The organism is Streptomyces sp. DSM 15324, assembly GCF_001514285.1.
Classification (GTDB): domain Bacteria; phylum Actinomycetota; class Actinomycetes; order Streptomycetales; family Streptomycetaceae; genus Streptomyces.
The window spans coordinates 470912-485242 of the sequence record NZ_KQ949027.1; the positions used below are offsets into that span (position 1 = coordinate 470912).

The following is a 14331-nucleotide window of genomic DNA, read 5'->3' on the forward strand; positions in this document are numbered from 1 at the left end:
CCCGGTGTGAAAATACCTTTCAGAGGTGACCCGGGAAGTGAAGGAAACCTTCCGTCCGTCCGGCGCGCTCGCCGGCAAGGTCCGTACCCTCGCGCCCTCCCTGACCCGCTCCATGCAGCGCGTCGCCGAGGCCGTCGCGAGCGACCCGGCCGGCTGCGCGGCCCTCACCGTCAGCGGCCTCGCCGAACGCACCGGCACCAGCGAGGCCACCGTGGTCCGCACCGCCCGCGTCCTCGGCTACCCCGGCTACCGCGACCTGCGCCTCGCCCTCGCCGGGCTCGCCGCCCAGCAGCAGTCCGGCCGCGCGCCCGCCCTCACCACCGACATCGCCGTCGACGACCCGCTCGCGGACGTCGTCGCCAAACTCGCCCACGACGAGCGGCAGACCCTCGCCGACACCGCGGCCTGCCTCGACACCGCGCAGCTGGAGGGGGCGGTCGGCGCGGCGGCGGGCGCGCGGCGGATCGACGTGTACGGCGTCGGCGCGAGCGGGCTGGTCGCCCAGGACCTCACCCAGAAGCTGCTTCGGATCGGGCGCGTGGCCCATGCGCACAGCGACCCGCACCTCGCGGTGACCAACGCGGTGCAGCTCGGCGCGGGGGACGTCGCCGTCGCGATCACCCACTCCGGGTCGACCGGGGACGTCATCGAGCCGCTGCGGGTGGCGTTCGAGCGGGGGGCGACCACGATCGCCCTCACCGGACGGCCGCGGAGCCCCGTCACCCAGTACGCCGATCACGTCCTGACCACGTCGACGGCGCGGGAGAGCGAGCTGCGGCCCGCGGCGATGTCCTCCCGGACCGGGCAGCTGCTGGTGGTGGACTGTCTGTTCGTGGGCGTGGCCCAGCGGACCTACGAGGTGGCGGGGCCCGCGCTGGCCGCGTCGTACGAGGCGTTGGCGCACCGGCACAGGTAGTGGTGTTGCACTGGACCCGCGTCAGAAAGAACCGTCTGCCATGACCTCCGCCTCGTCCTCCGGCGCCGCTTCCCCCGACGCCCTGCGCCGTCAGCTCCCCTCCCTCACCACCGAGGCCTTCCGGCCCGAGCTCGCCGACATCGACCGGCTCGCCACCCTCGATCTGGCCCGGCTGATGAACGGCGAGGACGCCGGGGTGCCGGCGGCCGTCGCCGCCGAGCTGCCCCGTATCGCCGCCGTGATCGACGCCGTCGCGGCACGGATGGCGCGCGGGGGGCGGCTGGTCTACGCGGGCGCCGGGACCGCCGGGCGGCTCGGTGTGCTCGACGCCTCCGAGTGCCCGCCGACCTTCGACACCGCCCCCGGGCAGGTCGTCGGCGTCCTCGCCGGCGGGCCCACGGCGATGACCACCTCCGTCGAAGGCGCCGAGGACTCCCCCGAGCTGGCCGTCACCGACCTTCAGGCCCTCCGGCTGACCGCCGACGACTCGGTGATCGGCGTCTCCGCGTCCGGCCGCACCCCGTACGCGGTCGGCGCGGTGCGGTACGCCCGGGCGCGGGGTGCGCTGACCGTGGGGCTGTCCTGCAACGCGGGCAGCGCGCTGGCGGCCGCCGCCGAGCACGGGATCGAGGTCGTGGTCGGGCCGGAGCTGCTCACCGGCTCGACCCGGCTGAAGGCCGGCACCGCACAGAAGCTGGTGCTCAACATGGTGTCGACGATCACGATGATCCGGCTGGGCAAGACCTACGGGAACCTGATGGTCGACGTCCGCGCCTCCAACGACAAGCTGCGCGCCCGCTCCCGGCACATCGTCGCGCTGGCGACGGGGGCCGGCGACCGGGAGGTCGAGGCGGCGCTCGCGGCCACCGACGGCCGGGCCAAGCACGCGATCCTGGTGCTGCTCGCCGGGGTGGACGGGGCGGCGGCCGCCCGCCTTCTGGAGGAGTCCGGCGGTCATCTGCGTGCCGCGCTCGCCGCGGCGGCCGGCTGAGCCGCACGCTCGGTGGGTGAGCACCCCGAAGGACAGCGCCCCCGACCTCGCCGCCGCGATCCTCCCCCTGGTCGGCGGCCCCGCGAACGTCACCTCCGTCGCCCACTGCATGACCCGTCTGCGCCTCACCCTCACCGACCCGTCGCGCGCGGACGAACCGGCCCTGCGGGCCCTGCCCGGCGTCCTCGGCGTGGTCACGGCCGACCACACCTGGCAGGTGGTGCTGGGACCGGGTGCGGTGACCAGGGTGACGACCGCGTTCCGACAGCTGACGCAAACGGAGGGGAGCACCGCCGCACAGACTGCCGAGCCGCCCGTCGAGCCGACCGCCGCGGGGCGGCTCGCCGCGCGGGGAGCGGTGTTGCGGGAGGAGCGGCGGCGGCGCAACGCCACCCCGGTCAAGGCGGCCCTGCGCCGGCTCGCCGCCGTGTTCGTGCCGCTCATTCCCGCGCTGATCGGCTGCGGCATCCTCGCGGGGCTGAACGGTCTGCTCGTCAACGCGGGCCTGCTGCCCGGTCTGACGCCCGCCCTGACCGCCGTCGCCTCCGGCTTCATGGCGCTGATCCCCGTGTTCGTCGGCGTCAACACGGCGAAGGAGTTCGGCGGCACCCCGGTCCTCGGCGGCGCGGTCGCGGCGATCGTCGTCCTCCCCGGCGTGGCGAAGGTGACGGCGTTCGGGGTGCACCTCTCCCCCGGCCAGGGCGGGGTGCTCGGCGCACTGGCCGCGGCCCTGCTGGCGACCGGCGTGGAACGGTGGTGCCGGGGCAGGGTCCCGGACGCCCTCGACGTCCTCCTCACCCCCGCCCTGACCGTCCTCGTCGCGGGCCTGGGCACGCTGTACGGGATCATGTACGCGGCCGGCGCGGTCTCCGCGGCGATCGGTACGGCGGCCGACTGGCTGCTGGCCACCACGGGCGCCTTCGCCGGCCTGGTCCTGGGCGGCCTCTTCCTCCCCCTGGTGATGCTCGGCCTCCACCAGGCCCTGATCCCGATCCACACCACCCTCATCGACCAGCAGGGCTACACCGTCCTGCTCCCGGTCCTGGCGATGGCGGGCGCGGGCCAGGTGGGGGCGGCCGTCGCGGTGTACGTCCGGCTGCGCCACGACACCTCCCTCGGCGCCTCTCTCCGTACGACGATCAGATCGGCCCTCCCGGCGGGCCTGCTCGGCGTCGGCGAACCCCTCATCTACGGCGTCTCCCTCCCCCTCGGCCGGCCCTTCCTGACCGCCTGCGCGGGCGGCGCGGCCGGCGGTGCGTTCATCGGCTTCTTCGCGATGCTCGGGGACCGGGTCGGCGCGATGGCCATCGGCCCCTCGGGGTGGGCCCTGTTCCCGCTGCTCGCGGGGAACAGGGGGCTGGGCGTCACGGCCGCGATCTACGCGGGCGGCCTCCTCACGGGCTACGGCGTCGGCTTCGCGACGACCTACGCCTTCGGCGGCGTACGGGAAGCGGCGGCGGCCACGCTCCCCGACGCCCCGTCTGCCCCGGCACCCACCCGATCCGAGTCCGGCACCTGAAGCCCCGGGCCTGCCGGGCCGGCCGGGCCGCTCCGTGCGGGCCCGCCCTACCCTGGGTGGCATGAACCACGCCCAGTCCACCGCCCTGGGCCGTGCCCTCCGACTGCTCGGGGAACACGGCGAGGCCCTGTCCGCCGACACCCCCGACGCCCGGCTGCACGAGGTCAAGGCCGATCTGCGGCGCGCCCTGGAACTGCTCGACGACAGCGTCACCAGCGCCGTCCCCACCACCCGGTGCGCCGAGCATCCCCACGGCCCCGTCGACGAGGCCGCCCCCGATCTCTGCCTGCTCTGCGAGACCCGGCGCCGGGCGGCCCGCCGGGCCGAGTTCAACGGCCCCGCCCCGCAGGGCGCGCCCGCCTCCCACGCCCCCTCCCGCTACGGCAGCCGCGGCGACCGCCCCCAGCCCCAGCAGCGCTGGCTGCCCGAGCTGTGGAACGGCCAGGAGTGGCAACTGTGCGGCACGCCCCGGCGGGACCGGCGCGAGGCCGAGCTGTACCTGGCGGCCCTGCGCCGCGGCTCCCGCCCCGCGATGGCGTACCGCCTGGTCCACGAGTTCACCGACTACGAGGTCCTGCGCATCTGGGGCACCCCGGTGAAGGTCGACATCGAGCCCCTCGGCAACCTCTAGCCGGGCGCCGTGCCACCGTACGACGCCCGCCGAAATCGGTGACCAGCCGGGCGAGGACGACGCAGGCCAAGTCCGCCACCAGTGCGGGCCCACTCCCCTCGCCCCGACCCCCGGTTCAGCTCAGGGTGCGCAGCGCGGCCGCGTCGTACGCCTTCAGCTCGTCCGTACGCCCCGCGAGGACCTTGGCCGCCCACTCCGGGTCCTGGAGCAGCGCACGCCCCACGGCCACCAGGTCGAACTCGTCGCGCTCCAGGCTGTCGAGGAGGTCCTCGGTGCCCTTGACCGGCGCCCCCTCCCCGGCGAAGCCCCGCAGGAAGTCGCCGTCGAGACCCACCGAGCCGACCGTGATGGCGGTCTTGCCGGTGAGCTTCTTCGTCCAGCCCGCGAGGTTGAGGTCGGAGCCCTCGAACTCCGGGGTCCAGTAGCGGCGGGTGGAGGCGTGGAAGGCGTCGACACCGGCGGCGGCCAGCGGCGTGAGAATGGCCTCCAGCTCCTCCGGGGTCTCGGCGAGCCGCGCCTCGTAGGCCTCCTGCTTCCACTGCGAGTACCGGAAGATGATCGGGAACTCGGCCGAGACGGTCTCGCGGACGGCCGCGACGACCTCGGCCGCGAACTTCGTACGGGCCACCGCGTCACCGCCGTAGGCGTCGGTACGGCGGTTCGTGCCGGCCCACAGGAACTGGTCGACGAGGTAGCCGTGGGCGCCGTGGATCTCGACACCGTCGAACCCGATGCGCTCGGCGGCGGCCGCGGCCTCGGCGAACGCGCCGATCACGTCGTCCAGGTCACGCTGGGTCATCGCCCGGCCGGTGCCCTCGGTGCCGTCCACGCGCAGCCCCGACGGACCGACGGCGGGGGCGTCCGCGTACGGCGGCTCGCCCTGCTTGCGGACCATGCCGATGTGCCACAGCTGCGGCACGATCGTCCCGCCCGCCGCGTGCACGCCCTCGGCGACCCTGGCCCACCCCGCGAGCTGCTCCTCACCGTGGAACCGGGGCACCCGGTCGCTCTGCCCGGCCGACTCGTGTCCGACGTACGTCCCCTCGGTGACGATCAGACCGACACCGGCGGCGGCGCGGCGGGAGTAGTACGAGACCACGTCCTCGCCCGGGATGCCGTCCGGGGAGAACATCCGGGTCATCGGCGCCATGACGATCCGGTTCGGGACGGTCAGACCGTTGATGTTCACCGGCCGGGAGAGGATCTCGGCGGCTCGGGTGGGGGTGGGCTCGGTGACGCTCACGCGGGGGCTCCTCGTGAAGTATGCGGCCTTGGAGACCGATCAGTATGTGCACATGCATTGAGTGACTCTCCACAGAGAACCAGCGCGCCACCCGCCCCATTCCGCCCGCACCCCCGAAGGCCCTGTGATCCCGGCCACGCGGCGCGTTGTCAGCGTCGCCAGCGGTGCCGGTTAGCGTTTCGGCATGGGAGACGCGAGAGGGGTGGGGGACGTCATGACGAGGCCCGTGCTGGTGGGCACGTCCGACCTGGAGCGGTCCTCCGTGGTCGCCAACAACGCGATGAACCGCGAACGCGGGCTGGCCGGGGTCAACAGCTACGCCCGCGAACTGGGCGTGGACCCGCTGGCCCGGCTGGCGGGGCCCGCCCCGTCCTGGCTGGACCTGTGCAGCGGCGAGGGGCGCGCCCTGCGGGAAGCGGCCTCGGCCCTCCCCGCCGACGCGGTCCTCACCGCCGTGGACCTGGTGGGACCGCTGGTGCCGCTCCCCACCCCACCCACCCTGGAAGAGATCACCGCCTCGGTCTCCACCTGGGTGCCGACCCGGGCGTACGACCTGATCACCTGTGTGCACGGGCTGCACTACGTGGGCGACCAGCTCGGCCTGCTCAGCCGGGCCGCTTCCTGGCTGACCCGGGACGGCCTCCTCCTCGCCCATTTCGACCCGGAGTCGATCCACTGGGCCGACGGCACGGCCGCGGGCAGGGCGGTGCTCGCGGCGCTGCGAGCGGCAGGATTCACGTACGACACCCGCCGCCACCTGCTCACCCTCCAGGGCGCCCGGACCACCACCCTCCCCTTCACCTACCTGGGAGCCGATCCGGCGGCCGGCCCCAACTACACGGGCCAGCCGGCGGTCGGCTCCCACTACTCCCGGACGGTCACAGATACGGCCGGGTGATCAGCTCGATCGCATGACCGCCGGGGTCCTTGAAGTAGACGCCCCGGCCGCCGTGTTCGTGGTTGATCTCGCCGGGCCGCCGCATCTGCGGATCGGCCCAGTGCACGACGCCCTGCTCGCAGAGCCGCCGGTACGCCCGGCCGAAGAGCTCGTCGTCGATGAGAAAGGCGTAGTGCTGCATCTGGATGTCCACCGGCGGCTCGGCGAACTGGAGCAGGACGCCGTCGTCGAGCTGGATGTTGGTGAAGGGCCCCCACGAGGGGGCTTCCGCCAGCTCCAGCAGCTCCCGGAAGAACCGGGCCGACTCGTTGCGGTCCTTGGCGGCGATGATGGTGTGGTTGAAGGTGACTGACATACGACTGACCTCGCTTGGCGCTCGACACGAAGAAGGGTTCTCGGTGCGCGAGCACTGCGGGGGTCCGCGGGCGGTCAGCTCTCCACCGGATCGCCCATCCGTGTGTGGCGCGAGGCCGGTCCGGTGTTCATGCCAGCACCCTACCGGGAGCGTGGCCGCCCCGGGCAAGAGGGCGCCCTCCACGCTGAGTATGCGAGTTCACCACACAGCGTGGCCACCACCCCCCTAACCTGGCCGAAGACGGCACCCCGACCAACCCCTCCTGTGCGACAAGGGAGTTGCCATGCCCGGCCCGAAGGACCTCGATCCGTCATCGTCCCCGCGCGCGCTGTTGGGGGCGGAGTTGCGCCACGCCCGCGAGCGAGCCGGCCTCAGCCAGGCCGAACTGGGCGAACCCCTTTTCGTGAGCGGTTCGTTCATCGCCCGACTGGAGGCCGGGACACGGCGCCTGCACCTCGAATACGCCGTCCAGATAGACGAGATCCTGGGCACGAACGGCTTCTTCGAACGGAACTGCCGGGCACTGGCCAAGTCGAAGTACCCGGACCACTTCGCGGAGGCAGCGGAGGCGGAGGCGGTCGCGACGGCGATCAGGGAATACGCCCAACTCCTGATCCCGGGTCTGTTGCAGACGCGGGCATACGCGGAAGCGGTCTGCCGCGCTTACAAGCCCACCGCACCGGACACCGAGATCGACAACCTGGTGGCCACTCGCCTCGAACGGGCGCATCTCCTCGACGATCCGACAACGCCTTTGCTGTGGGCCATCCTCGACGAGGCCGCGATCCGGCGACCGGTCGGCGGAGCAGCGGTGATGGCGGAAGCCCTGCGTCACGTGGCCGACCTGGCCCGCAGACACCGGATCATCGTGCAAGTACTGCCGTTCGCCGCCGGGGTGCACGCGGCCATGCACGGCTCCCTGAAGCTCATGGAGTTCGAGGACGCGCCGCCGCTCTCCTTCGTGGAGGCGCCGGACATGGGCAAACTGCTGGACGACCCCGCCACCGTCGGCCGGCACACACTGATGTTCAACCTGCTTCAGGCCGCGGCACTTTCGCCGCAGGAATCGCTGGCCCTGCTGGAATCAGTGGCGCAGGATTACGAGCATGGAGAACACCACTCGTGAGGTTCTGACCTGGCACAAGTCCAGCTACAGCGGAGGTGACGGCGGCAACTGCCTCGAAGCCGCCCTCACCCACCCCACCCTCATCCGTGACTCCAAGGCCCCGCACGGCCCGAGGCTCACGTTCCGGCCGGAGGCCTGGGCGGCGTTCGTCGAACACCTGATCTCGAACCGGATGTAGCGAGGGCGTCCGAAGCTCAAGAGCCGAGCCTTGAGCCTTCTTTTCAAGGAATGGGTGGGGGGTCTCAACCCACCCGCCCACCCTTGGAGTTGACTTTGGGCGATCGAGTTGCGACGGACAGTCACGAGCCTCTAGCGTGCACATAACGCAACAGCCCCCGCAAAGTGCTCACAACACCCGCGGGGGCTTAACCAACGAGATCGCTAGCTGAAAGGTCGATCCCATGGCTGAGGCCAACCCTAGTGCCACCCCGCATCCCGCGCACGCTTCCCCGCACCCGATGGCCAATCCGGGTTACGGAAAACGTTCCGCGCCCGGCCAACTCCGCCGCACCGCAGACGACTTCACGCATCTCCCGCCCCGCGAGGCTGCCGTCGCCGTCTACGTCGACCGGCTTCCCGACGGCGCCGACATCTCCGTGAAGACACTGGCCAAGACGCTGCCGTACGGGCAGTGCGCGCTCCGGACCGCGCTCAACAGGATCCAGGCGGCCGGCCATCTGCGCCGGGGTCGGGAGCGGGTGGCGGCCGAGGACGGTGGCTCGCGCTGGATCACCCGTTCGTGGTGGTCCCGTACGCCACGTGACGACGGCTGGTGGGCGGGCTTCACGCGCGGCGAGGTACCTGCGGCCCCTCCTCCCCCTCCCACTCGCTCCCGCGCCCACACCCTCCTCGCGGCCCTGGGGCGCACCGCCCCCTCCCTGTCCCTCTCCGCCGCCGAATGCGCACGGCTCGCTCCGCTCGTGGAGGAGTGGTTCGTCCGGGGCGCCACCGAGGAGACGGTCACCGCCTCCCTCACCGCCGGTCTGCCGACGCCCGTGCACAGCCCCGCAGCCCTCCTCCACCGCCGCCTGACGGACAAGCTCCCGCCGCCGCCACCGGCCCTGCCCGCGCCCCGCCGGATCCTGGAGTGCGCGGAGTGCGGAGTGCCGGGTCAGCCCGAAGCGCTCCCCGGGGGCGTGTGTCGCGGCTGCCGCGGTGAGCGCGCGCCCGCGCATCCTCACGCGCCCCTTCCCGCCACCGCCGTTCACGCCCGCGCGGCCGGGATCCGTGCGGCAATGGCGCTACCGACACGAGACAGGACACCCGTATGACCGCTCCTACCGTCCGACGACATCACGGCGGGGCACGATGGGAGGGAGGAGGCGACGCCATGACCCCTGACACCGAAGACCGCCCGCAGATGTCCGTCGAGGACTTCGAGGAACTCGTCGAGAGGGCTCCGAGGGAGCTCCGGAACCGATTGGAATTTCTCGGCGGCAGGCTCTGCATCCGGCACGGGCCGCTCGACGTCGAGGAGTTCGAGGAGCTTGCCGAGGCGGCTCCCGAGACCGTGCGGCTCGAATATGTCAACGGAAAGGTAGTAGTCAAGGCGATGCCGGACGGCAAGCACACGTCGATCTTCATGTGGTTGCTGCGCCAGTGCATGCACCAACGCCCCGATCTGGACCTCGCACCCGAGCGGGGCGTCAAGGCCGAGGCCTACCGAAAGGGCCGCGCGCGGACGGACGGCTTCCTCGCACCGGTGAATCACTTCGTCGAAGACGGGGAGTGGTCAGCCCCCGACGGCACGCTCATGGCGGTGGAGATCACCTCCCACGATCGCGACACCGACCAGCGTGACCGCGTCGACAAGCCCGTCGGTTACGCCGGGGCCGCCATCCCCGTCTACCTCCTCATCGACCGCGACAACTGCACCACCGTCGTGTACAGCGAGCCCAAGGACGGACGCTACCAGCAGGCCGTGTCCTACCCCTGGGGTGTCACCGTGCCCCTTCCGGCCCCCGTCGGCATCACTCTCGACACGGAGCAGCTCAAGCAGTTCGCCGACTGAAAAGCCCGAGGGCGGCACCCCCAGCCGTAGCTGGACGTACCGCCCTCGGTCCGAAGGACAGGCGATCAACCGTCAGGTCGATCAGAAGTCCATGTCACCGCCCGGCATACCGCCACCGGCGGGCGCGGCGGCCTTCTCCGGCTTGTCGGCGATGACGGCCTCGGTGGTGAGGAAGAGCGCGGCGATGGAGGCGGCGTTCTGCAGGGCAGAGCGGGTCACCTTCGCCGGGTCGATGATGCCGGAGGCGATCATGTCGACGTACTCACCGGTCGCGGCGTTCAGGCCGTGGCCGACCTGGAGGTTGCGGACCTTCTCCACGACGACGCCACCCTCGAGACCACCGTTGACGGCGATCTGCTTGAGCGGGGCCTCCAGCGCGAGCTTCACGGCGTTGGCGCCGGTCGCCTCGTCACCCTCGAGCTCCAGCTTCTCGAAGACCTGGGAGGCCTGAAGCAGGGCCACGCCGCCACCGGCGACGATGCCCTCCTCGACGGCCGCCTTCGCGTTGCGGACGGCGTCCTCGATGCGGTGCTTGCGCTCCTTGAGCTCCACCTCGGTGGCGGCACCGGCCTTGATGACCGCGACACCGCCGGCGAGCTTCGCCAGGCGCTCCTGGAGCTTCTCGCGGTCGTAGTCCGAGTCGCTGTTCTCGATCTCGGCGCGGATCTGGTTCACACGGCCCGCGACCTGGTCCGAGGAGCCGGCACCGTCGACGATGGTGGTCTCGTCCTTGGTGATGACGACCTTGCGGGCCTTGCCCAGCAGGTCGAGGGTCGTGTTCTCGAGCTTGAGACCGACCTCCTCGGAGATGACCTCGCCGCCGGTGAGGATGGCGATGTCGTTCAGCATCGCCTTGCGGCGGTCGCCGAAGCCCGGGGCCTTGACCGCGACGGACTTGAAGGTGCCGCGGATCTTGTTGACGACCAGGGTCGACAGGGCCTCGCCCTCGACGTCCTCGGCGATGATCAGCAGCGGCTTGCCCGACTGCATGACCTTCTCCAGGAGCGGGAGCAGGTCCTTGACGTTCGAGATCTTGGAGTTCGCGATCAGGATGTACGGGTCGTCGAGGACGGCCTCCATACGCTCCATGTCGGTGGCGAAGTACGCCGAGATGTAGCCCTTGTCGAAGCGCATACCCTCGGTGAGCTCCAGCTCCAGACCGAAGGTCTGGGACTCCTCGACGGTGATGACGCCTTCCTTGCCGACCTTGTCCATCGCCTCGGCGATGAGCTCGCCGATCTGGGTGTCGGCGGCGGAGATGGAGGCCGTGGAAGCGATCTGCTCCTTGGTCTCGACATCCTTCGCCTGCTCCAGCAGGGCGCCGGAGACGGCCTCGACGGCCTTCTCGATGCCGCGCTTGAGAGCCATCGGGTTGGCGCCGGCGGCCACGTTGCGCAGACCCTCGCGCACCAGGGCCTGGGCCAGGACGGTCGCGGTCGTCGTGCCGTCACCGGCTACGTCGTCCGTCTTCTTCGCGACTTCCTTGACCAGCTCGGCGCCGATCTTCTCGTACGGGTCCTCGAGCTCGATCTCCTTGGCGATGGACACACCATCGTTGGTGATCGTGGGGGCGCCCCACTTCTTCTCGAGGACGACGTTGCGACCCTTGGGGCCGAGCGTCACCTTGACGGCGTCCGCGAGCTGGTTCATGCCGCGCTCGAGGCCGCGCCGCGCCTCCTCGTCGAACGCGATGATCTTGGCCATGTGAAGTGGTCCCTCCAGGACTGGGGGTGATTCCTTCGGACCGCGCCCGCGCCCGCGACGGACGGCTCGCATGCCGCGTGGTTCCTTGCCCCACCTGGCCTGCGGGCCTCACCGACCCGGTCCTTCTTTGTCACTCTCACCTTCAGAGTGCTAACGCCAATGATTAGCACTCGGCATGGTCGAGTGCAAGCGCCTCCGCCCGATCCGCAGGTGGACACGGCCTGCCCCGGGCCCCCCGCGCGCCCCTGACCGGGGGGCCCGGGGCAGGCCGAAGGGCCCGTACCCCGGGAGGTACGAGCCCTTCGAAGATGAAACAGAAGAACGACGCTTCAGTCGGCGCGTGCTTCAGCCGGCCGCGAGTCGGACCATGTCCGCCTGCGGCCCCTTCTGACCCTGCGAGATCTCGAAATCGACCCGCTGGCCCTCTTCCAGGGTGCGGTACCCGTCCATCTGGATCGCGCTGTAGTGGACGAAAACATCCGCACCACCGTCGACCGCGATGAAGCCGTACCCCTTCTCCGCGTTGAACCACTTGACGGTGCCCTGAGCCATGCCTAACTCCCCTATTACTGGCCCTTGCACAGATCCACACTTCGCGGATCCGGGTCAGACCTCACCCCCCAGTTGGTTTGGGGGCGTGCGCCGGAACGCGTCGACCGCGGCCGAATGTATCTGTCCAACTGCCGTCTGCAACAGGTCACTCGGACGAGAATTCTGGACGCACGCGATCCGGAATGTGGCGAGAATTCGCCAGAATTCAGGGCAAGTCGGGCCCCGCAAAAGCCGCAAATGCCACGCAAGAGGCTCGCACTTTGGCTACTTCTTGTCGGGCGCCAGGCGGAAATCAAAGATTCCGGATCAGGGTTTCGCAACCCGGTTCCCCAACTGTACCTCGCTCAACCACACTGAATTGCCCCCTCCGCTTCTCTCACGGAGGGGGCAATTCGATGAACACTCGGTAATCGATGTTACCGACGGTTACTACTGGCGGGTACTACTGGCGGGTACCGACCGGGGGTCAACCACCGCTCAGCCGCCGGCGACGGCCGGGATGATCGACACGCCCGCGCCGTCCGGGGTCGCCGTCTCCAGCCCCTGCTCGAAACGGACGTCGTCGTCGTTCACGTACACGTTCACGAACCGCCGCAGCTTGCCCTGGTCGTCCAGGACCCGGGCGGCGATCCCGGTGTGGTTCTTCTCCAGGTCCGAGATGACCTCGCCGAGGGTGGACCCCTCGGCGGTGACCTCGGCCCGGCCACCGGTGTAGGTGCGCAGGATGGTGGGGATGCGGACGGTGACGCTCACTGGGTGACCTCCGGTCAGGTGCGTGCTTTCAAGGGGCGCCGGGGAACCGCGCGACCGGCCCCCACCGGCCCGCAGCCGAACAACGACGCTTACGCGAGCCCGGCCTCGTGGAAGGACTCGAGGCTAGGACGGATCGTCGCGGTGAGTCCGGTACCGGCCACCGCGTCCAGCGTCTTCAGGCCGTCACCGGTGTTCAGCACGACGGTCGTCTTCGCCGGGTCCAGCAGCCCGTTCTCGATCAGCTTCTTCGTGACGCCGACCGTCACACCGCCGGCGGTCTCCGCGAAGATGCCCTCGGTGCGGGCGAGGATCCTGATCGCCTCGACGACCTGCTCGTCGGTCACGTCCTCCACCGCACCGCCGGTGCGGCGCGCGATGTCGAGGACGTACGGCCCGTCCGCCGGGTTGCCGATCGCCAGCGACTTGGCGATGGTGTTCGGCTTCTGCGGGCGGACCACGTCGTGCCCCGCCTTGAAGGCCACCGACACCGGAGAGCACCCCTCCGCCTGCGCGCCGAAGATCTTGTACGGCTTGTCCTCGACGAGCCCCAGCTTGATCAGCTCCTGAAGGCCCTTGTCGATCTTCGTGAGCTGGGAGCCGGAGGCGATCGGCACGACCAGCTGGTCGGGGAGCCGCCAGCCGAGCTGCTCGGCGATCTCGTACGCCAGCGTCTTGGAGCCCTCGGCGTAGTAGGGCCGCAGGTTGACGTTGACGAAGCCCCAGCCCTCGCCCGCCGGGTCGCCGATGAGCTCGGAGCAGAAGCGGTTGACGTCGTCGTAGTTGCCCTCGATGCCGACCAGCTCGCCGCCGTAGATCGCGGCCATCACGACCTTGCCCTGCTCCAGGTCGTGCGGGATGAACACACAGGAGCGGAAGCCGGCCCGGGCGGCGGCGGCGCCGACGGCACCGGCGAGGTTGCCGGTCGAGGAGCAGCTCAGGGTCGTGTAGCCGAAGGCACGCGCGGCCTCGACGGCCTGGGCGACGACCCGGTCCTTGAAGGAGTGGGTCGGGTTGCCGGAGTCGTCCTTGACGAACAGCCTGCCGGGCTCGACACCCAGCTCGCGGGCCAGGTTGTCGGCCTTGACGAGCTTGGTCCAGCCGGGGTTGATGTTGGGCTTGTCGGCCACGTCCGCCGGGACGGGCAGCAGCGGCGCGTAACGCCAGATGTTCGCGGGTCCCGCCTCGATGCGCTTCCTGAGCTCCTCCGGGTCGTAGGCGGAGAAGTCGTACGCGATCTCGAGCGGGCCGAAACACTCCTCGCAGGCGAAGACCGGGCCGAGGGGTACGCGGTGCCCGCACTCGCGGCAGCTCAGTGCCGTGGCGGGACCCAGGTCTACGGTGGATTCGGTTGCAACAGTCTGCGCAGCCATGTGAGGCGAGGCCCTTTCTCCTCATCTTCCTCACGACGCATCTCGCCGTGAGACGGATTTGGCACCTTCCCTAGCCGGGAGCCTCGCGTGAACGAGACCGGCTGGAGGGTTGCCGGGGCTTCATCGGGCCGTTTCCCTCTGCCCCTCTGGATGAGCGGTATGAAGTTGTGGACGGCGGGCCACCGAGGACATGCGATGGTCACCCGCGTTGTTCAAGACTGTAACCGACAACCAGGACAGTTGAGATAGTCGTCCGAACCGC

Annotated in this window: 15 protein-coding genes and 1 riboswitch; of the genes, 9 read left to right on the top strand and 6 right to left on the bottom strand. The window is 70.7% G+C overall.

The features are described from left to right. Window positions 1–25: 25 nt before the first annotated feature. The 4 genes from AQJ58_RS18885 to AQJ58_RS18900 all read left to right on the top strand — a co-directional run bounded on the left by AQJ58_RS18885 (window position 26) and on the right by AQJ58_RS18900 (window position 4057). On the top strand, window positions 26–916 hold the full coding sequence (locus AQJ58_RS18885; protein WP_067251564.1) for a MurR/RpiR family transcriptional regulator: 891 nt from the start codon (window positions 26–28) through the stop codon (window positions 914–916). A gap of 40 nt (window positions 917–956) precedes the next feature. After that, the gene (murQ, locus tag AQJ58_RS18890; protein ID WP_067251566.1) at window positions 957–1907 is read left to right on the top strand and encodes an N-acetylmuramic acid 6-phosphate etherase; all 951 of its coding nucleotides are present in this window, start codon (window positions 957–959) and stop codon (window positions 1905–1907) included. A gap of 16 nt (window positions 1908–1923) precedes the next feature. After that, window positions 1924–3426, top strand: coding sequence for a PTS transporter subunit EIIC (locus tag AQJ58_RS18895; protein WP_067251849.1), 1503 nt, complete (start codon window positions 1924–1926; stop codon window positions 3424–3426). Between the two features lie 61 nt (window positions 3427–3487). Next, the gene (locus AQJ58_RS18900) at window positions 3488–4057 is read left to right on the top strand and encodes a hypothetical protein (protein ID WP_067251568.1); all 570 of its coding nucleotides are present in this window, start codon (window positions 3488–3490) and stop codon (window positions 4055–4057) included. Window positions 4058–4172: 115 nt separating this feature from the next. On the opposite strand, the gene AQJ58_RS18905 is transcribed toward AQJ58_RS18900, so the two are convergent. Then, on the bottom strand, window positions 4173–5300 hold the full coding sequence (locus AQJ58_RS18905) for an NADH:flavin oxidoreductase (RefSeq protein WP_067251570.1): 1128 nt from the start codon (window positions 5298–5300) through the stop codon (window positions 4173–4175). Window positions 5301–5484: 184 nt separating this feature from the next. Between AQJ58_RS18905 and AQJ58_RS18910 the strand changes: the two genes are divergently transcribed. Then, window positions 5485–6198: a methyltransferase domain-containing protein gene (locus tag AQJ58_RS18910; RefSeq protein ID WP_234360094.1), complete on the top strand. Its 714-nt coding sequence runs from the start codon at window positions 5485–5487 to the stop codon at window positions 6196–6198. Here AQJ58_RS18910 and AQJ58_RS18915 read toward each other — a convergent pair. Next, window positions 6179–6553: a VOC family protein gene (locus AQJ58_RS18915; RefSeq protein WP_067251572.1), complete on the bottom strand. Its 375-nt coding sequence runs from the start codon at window positions 6551–6553 to the stop codon at window positions 6179–6181. The genes AQJ58_RS18910 and AQJ58_RS18915 overlap by 20 nt on opposite strands. A gap of 283 nt (window positions 6554–6836) precedes the next feature. On the opposite strand from AQJ58_RS18915, the gene AQJ58_RS18920 reads away from it, so the two are divergent. From AQJ58_RS18920 to AQJ58_RS18935, 4 genes are all read left to right on the top strand, one after another. After that, complete coding sequence (locus AQJ58_RS18920) at window positions 6837–7679, top strand: helix-turn-helix domain-containing protein (protein WP_067251574.1); 843 nt, start codon at window positions 6837–6839, stop codon at window positions 7677–7679. Beyond that, window positions 7660–7857 carry a DUF397 domain-containing protein gene (locus AQJ58_RS18925; RefSeq protein WP_067251575.1) on the top strand — a complete coding sequence of 66 codons (198 nt, stop codon included), beginning with the start codon at window positions 7660–7662 and terminating at the stop codon, window positions 7855–7857. The genes AQJ58_RS18920 and AQJ58_RS18925 overlap by 20 nt, the downstream gene beginning before the upstream one ends. Before the next feature lie 223 nt (window positions 7858–8080). After that, window positions 8081–8950, top strand: a complete 870-nt coding sequence (locus AQJ58_RS18930) for a hypothetical protein (RefSeq protein ID WP_420712160.1) — start codon at window positions 8081–8083, stop codon at window positions 8948–8950. A gap of 89 nt (window positions 8951–9039) precedes the next feature. Beyond that, on the top strand, window positions 9040–9690 hold the full coding sequence (locus tag AQJ58_RS18935; protein ID WP_079079048.1) for a Uma2 family endonuclease: 651 nt from the start codon (window positions 9040–9042) through the stop codon (window positions 9688–9690). Between the two features lie 81 nt (window positions 9691–9771). Here the strand turns inward: AQJ58_RS18935 and groL are convergent, their stop codons facing one another. The 4 genes from groL to thrC all read right to left on the bottom strand — a co-directional run bounded on the left by groL (window position 9772) and on the right by thrC (window position 14069). After that, a complete protein-coding gene (gene groL, locus AQJ58_RS18940) occupies window positions 9772–11394 on the bottom strand; it encodes a chaperonin GroEL (protein WP_067251579.1) in 1623 nt (540 codons plus the stop codon). A gap of 345 nt (window positions 11395–11739) precedes the next feature. Beyond that, on the bottom strand, window positions 11740–11946 hold the full coding sequence (locus AQJ58_RS18945; RefSeq protein WP_016436693.1) for a cold-shock protein: 207 nt from the start codon (window positions 11944–11946) through the stop codon (window positions 11740–11742). Between the two features lie 477 nt (window positions 11947–12423). Beyond that, window positions 12424–12699: a MoaD/ThiS family protein gene (locus AQJ58_RS18950; RefSeq protein ID WP_067251580.1), complete on the bottom strand. Its 276-nt coding sequence runs from the start codon at window positions 12697–12699 to the stop codon at window positions 12424–12426. Window positions 12700–12788: 89 nt separating this feature from the next. Further along, window positions 12789–14069: a threonine synthase gene (gene thrC, locus AQJ58_RS18955; protein ID WP_067251582.1), complete on the bottom strand. Its 1281-nt coding sequence runs from the start codon at window positions 14067–14069 to the stop codon at window positions 12789–12791. Between the two features lie 18 nt (window positions 14070–14087). After that, window positions 14088–14226, bottom strand: a riboswitch (SAM riboswitch). Between the last annotated feature and the right edge of the window lie 105 nt (window positions 14227–14331).

Excerpts from the sequence above, each read along its gene's own strand:
- AQJ58_RS18915 (WP_067251572.1), bottom strand. The coding sequence starts at position 6,553 with ATGTCAGTCACCTTCAACCACACCATCATCGCCGCCAAGGACCGCAAC.
- AQJ58_RS18900 (WP_067251568.1), top strand. The coding sequence starts at position 3,488 with ATGAACCACGCCCAGTCCACCGCCCTGGGCCGTGCCCTCCGACTGCTC.
- AQJ58_RS18930 (WP_420712160.1), top strand. The coding sequence starts at position 8,081 with ATGGCTGAGGCCAACCCTAGTGCCACCCCGCATCCCGCGCACGCTTCC.
- thrC (WP_067251582.1), bottom strand. The coding sequence starts at position 14,069 with ATGGCTGCGCAGACTGTTGCAACCGAATCCACCGTAGACCTGGGTCCC.
- AQJ58_RS18935 (WP_079079048.1), top strand. The coding sequence starts at position 9,040 with ATGTCCGTCGAGGACTTCGAGGAACTCGTCGAGAGGGCTCCGAGGGAG.
- groL (WP_067251579.1), bottom strand. The coding sequence starts at position 11,394 with ATGGCCAAGATCATCGCGTTCGACGAGGAGGCGCGGCGCGGCCTCGAG.
- AQJ58_RS18945 (WP_016436693.1), bottom strand. The coding sequence starts at position 11,946 with ATGGCTCAGGGCACCGTCAAGTGGTTCAACGCGGAGAAGGGGTACGGC.
- AQJ58_RS18920 (WP_067251574.1), top strand. The coding sequence starts at position 6,837 with ATGCCCGGCCCGAAGGACCTCGATCCGTCATCGTCCCCGCGCGCGCTG.
- AQJ58_RS18925 (WP_067251575.1), top strand. The coding sequence starts at position 7,660 with ATGGAGAACACCACTCGTGAGGTTCTGACCTGGCACAAGTCCAGCTAC.
- AQJ58_RS18910 (WP_234360094.1), top strand. The coding sequence starts at position 5,485 with ATGGGAGACGCGAGAGGGGTGGGGGACGTCATGACGAGGCCCGTGCTG.
- murQ (WP_067251566.1), top strand. The coding sequence starts at position 957 with ATGACCTCCGCCTCGTCCTCCGGCGCCGCTTCCCCCGACGCCCTGCGC.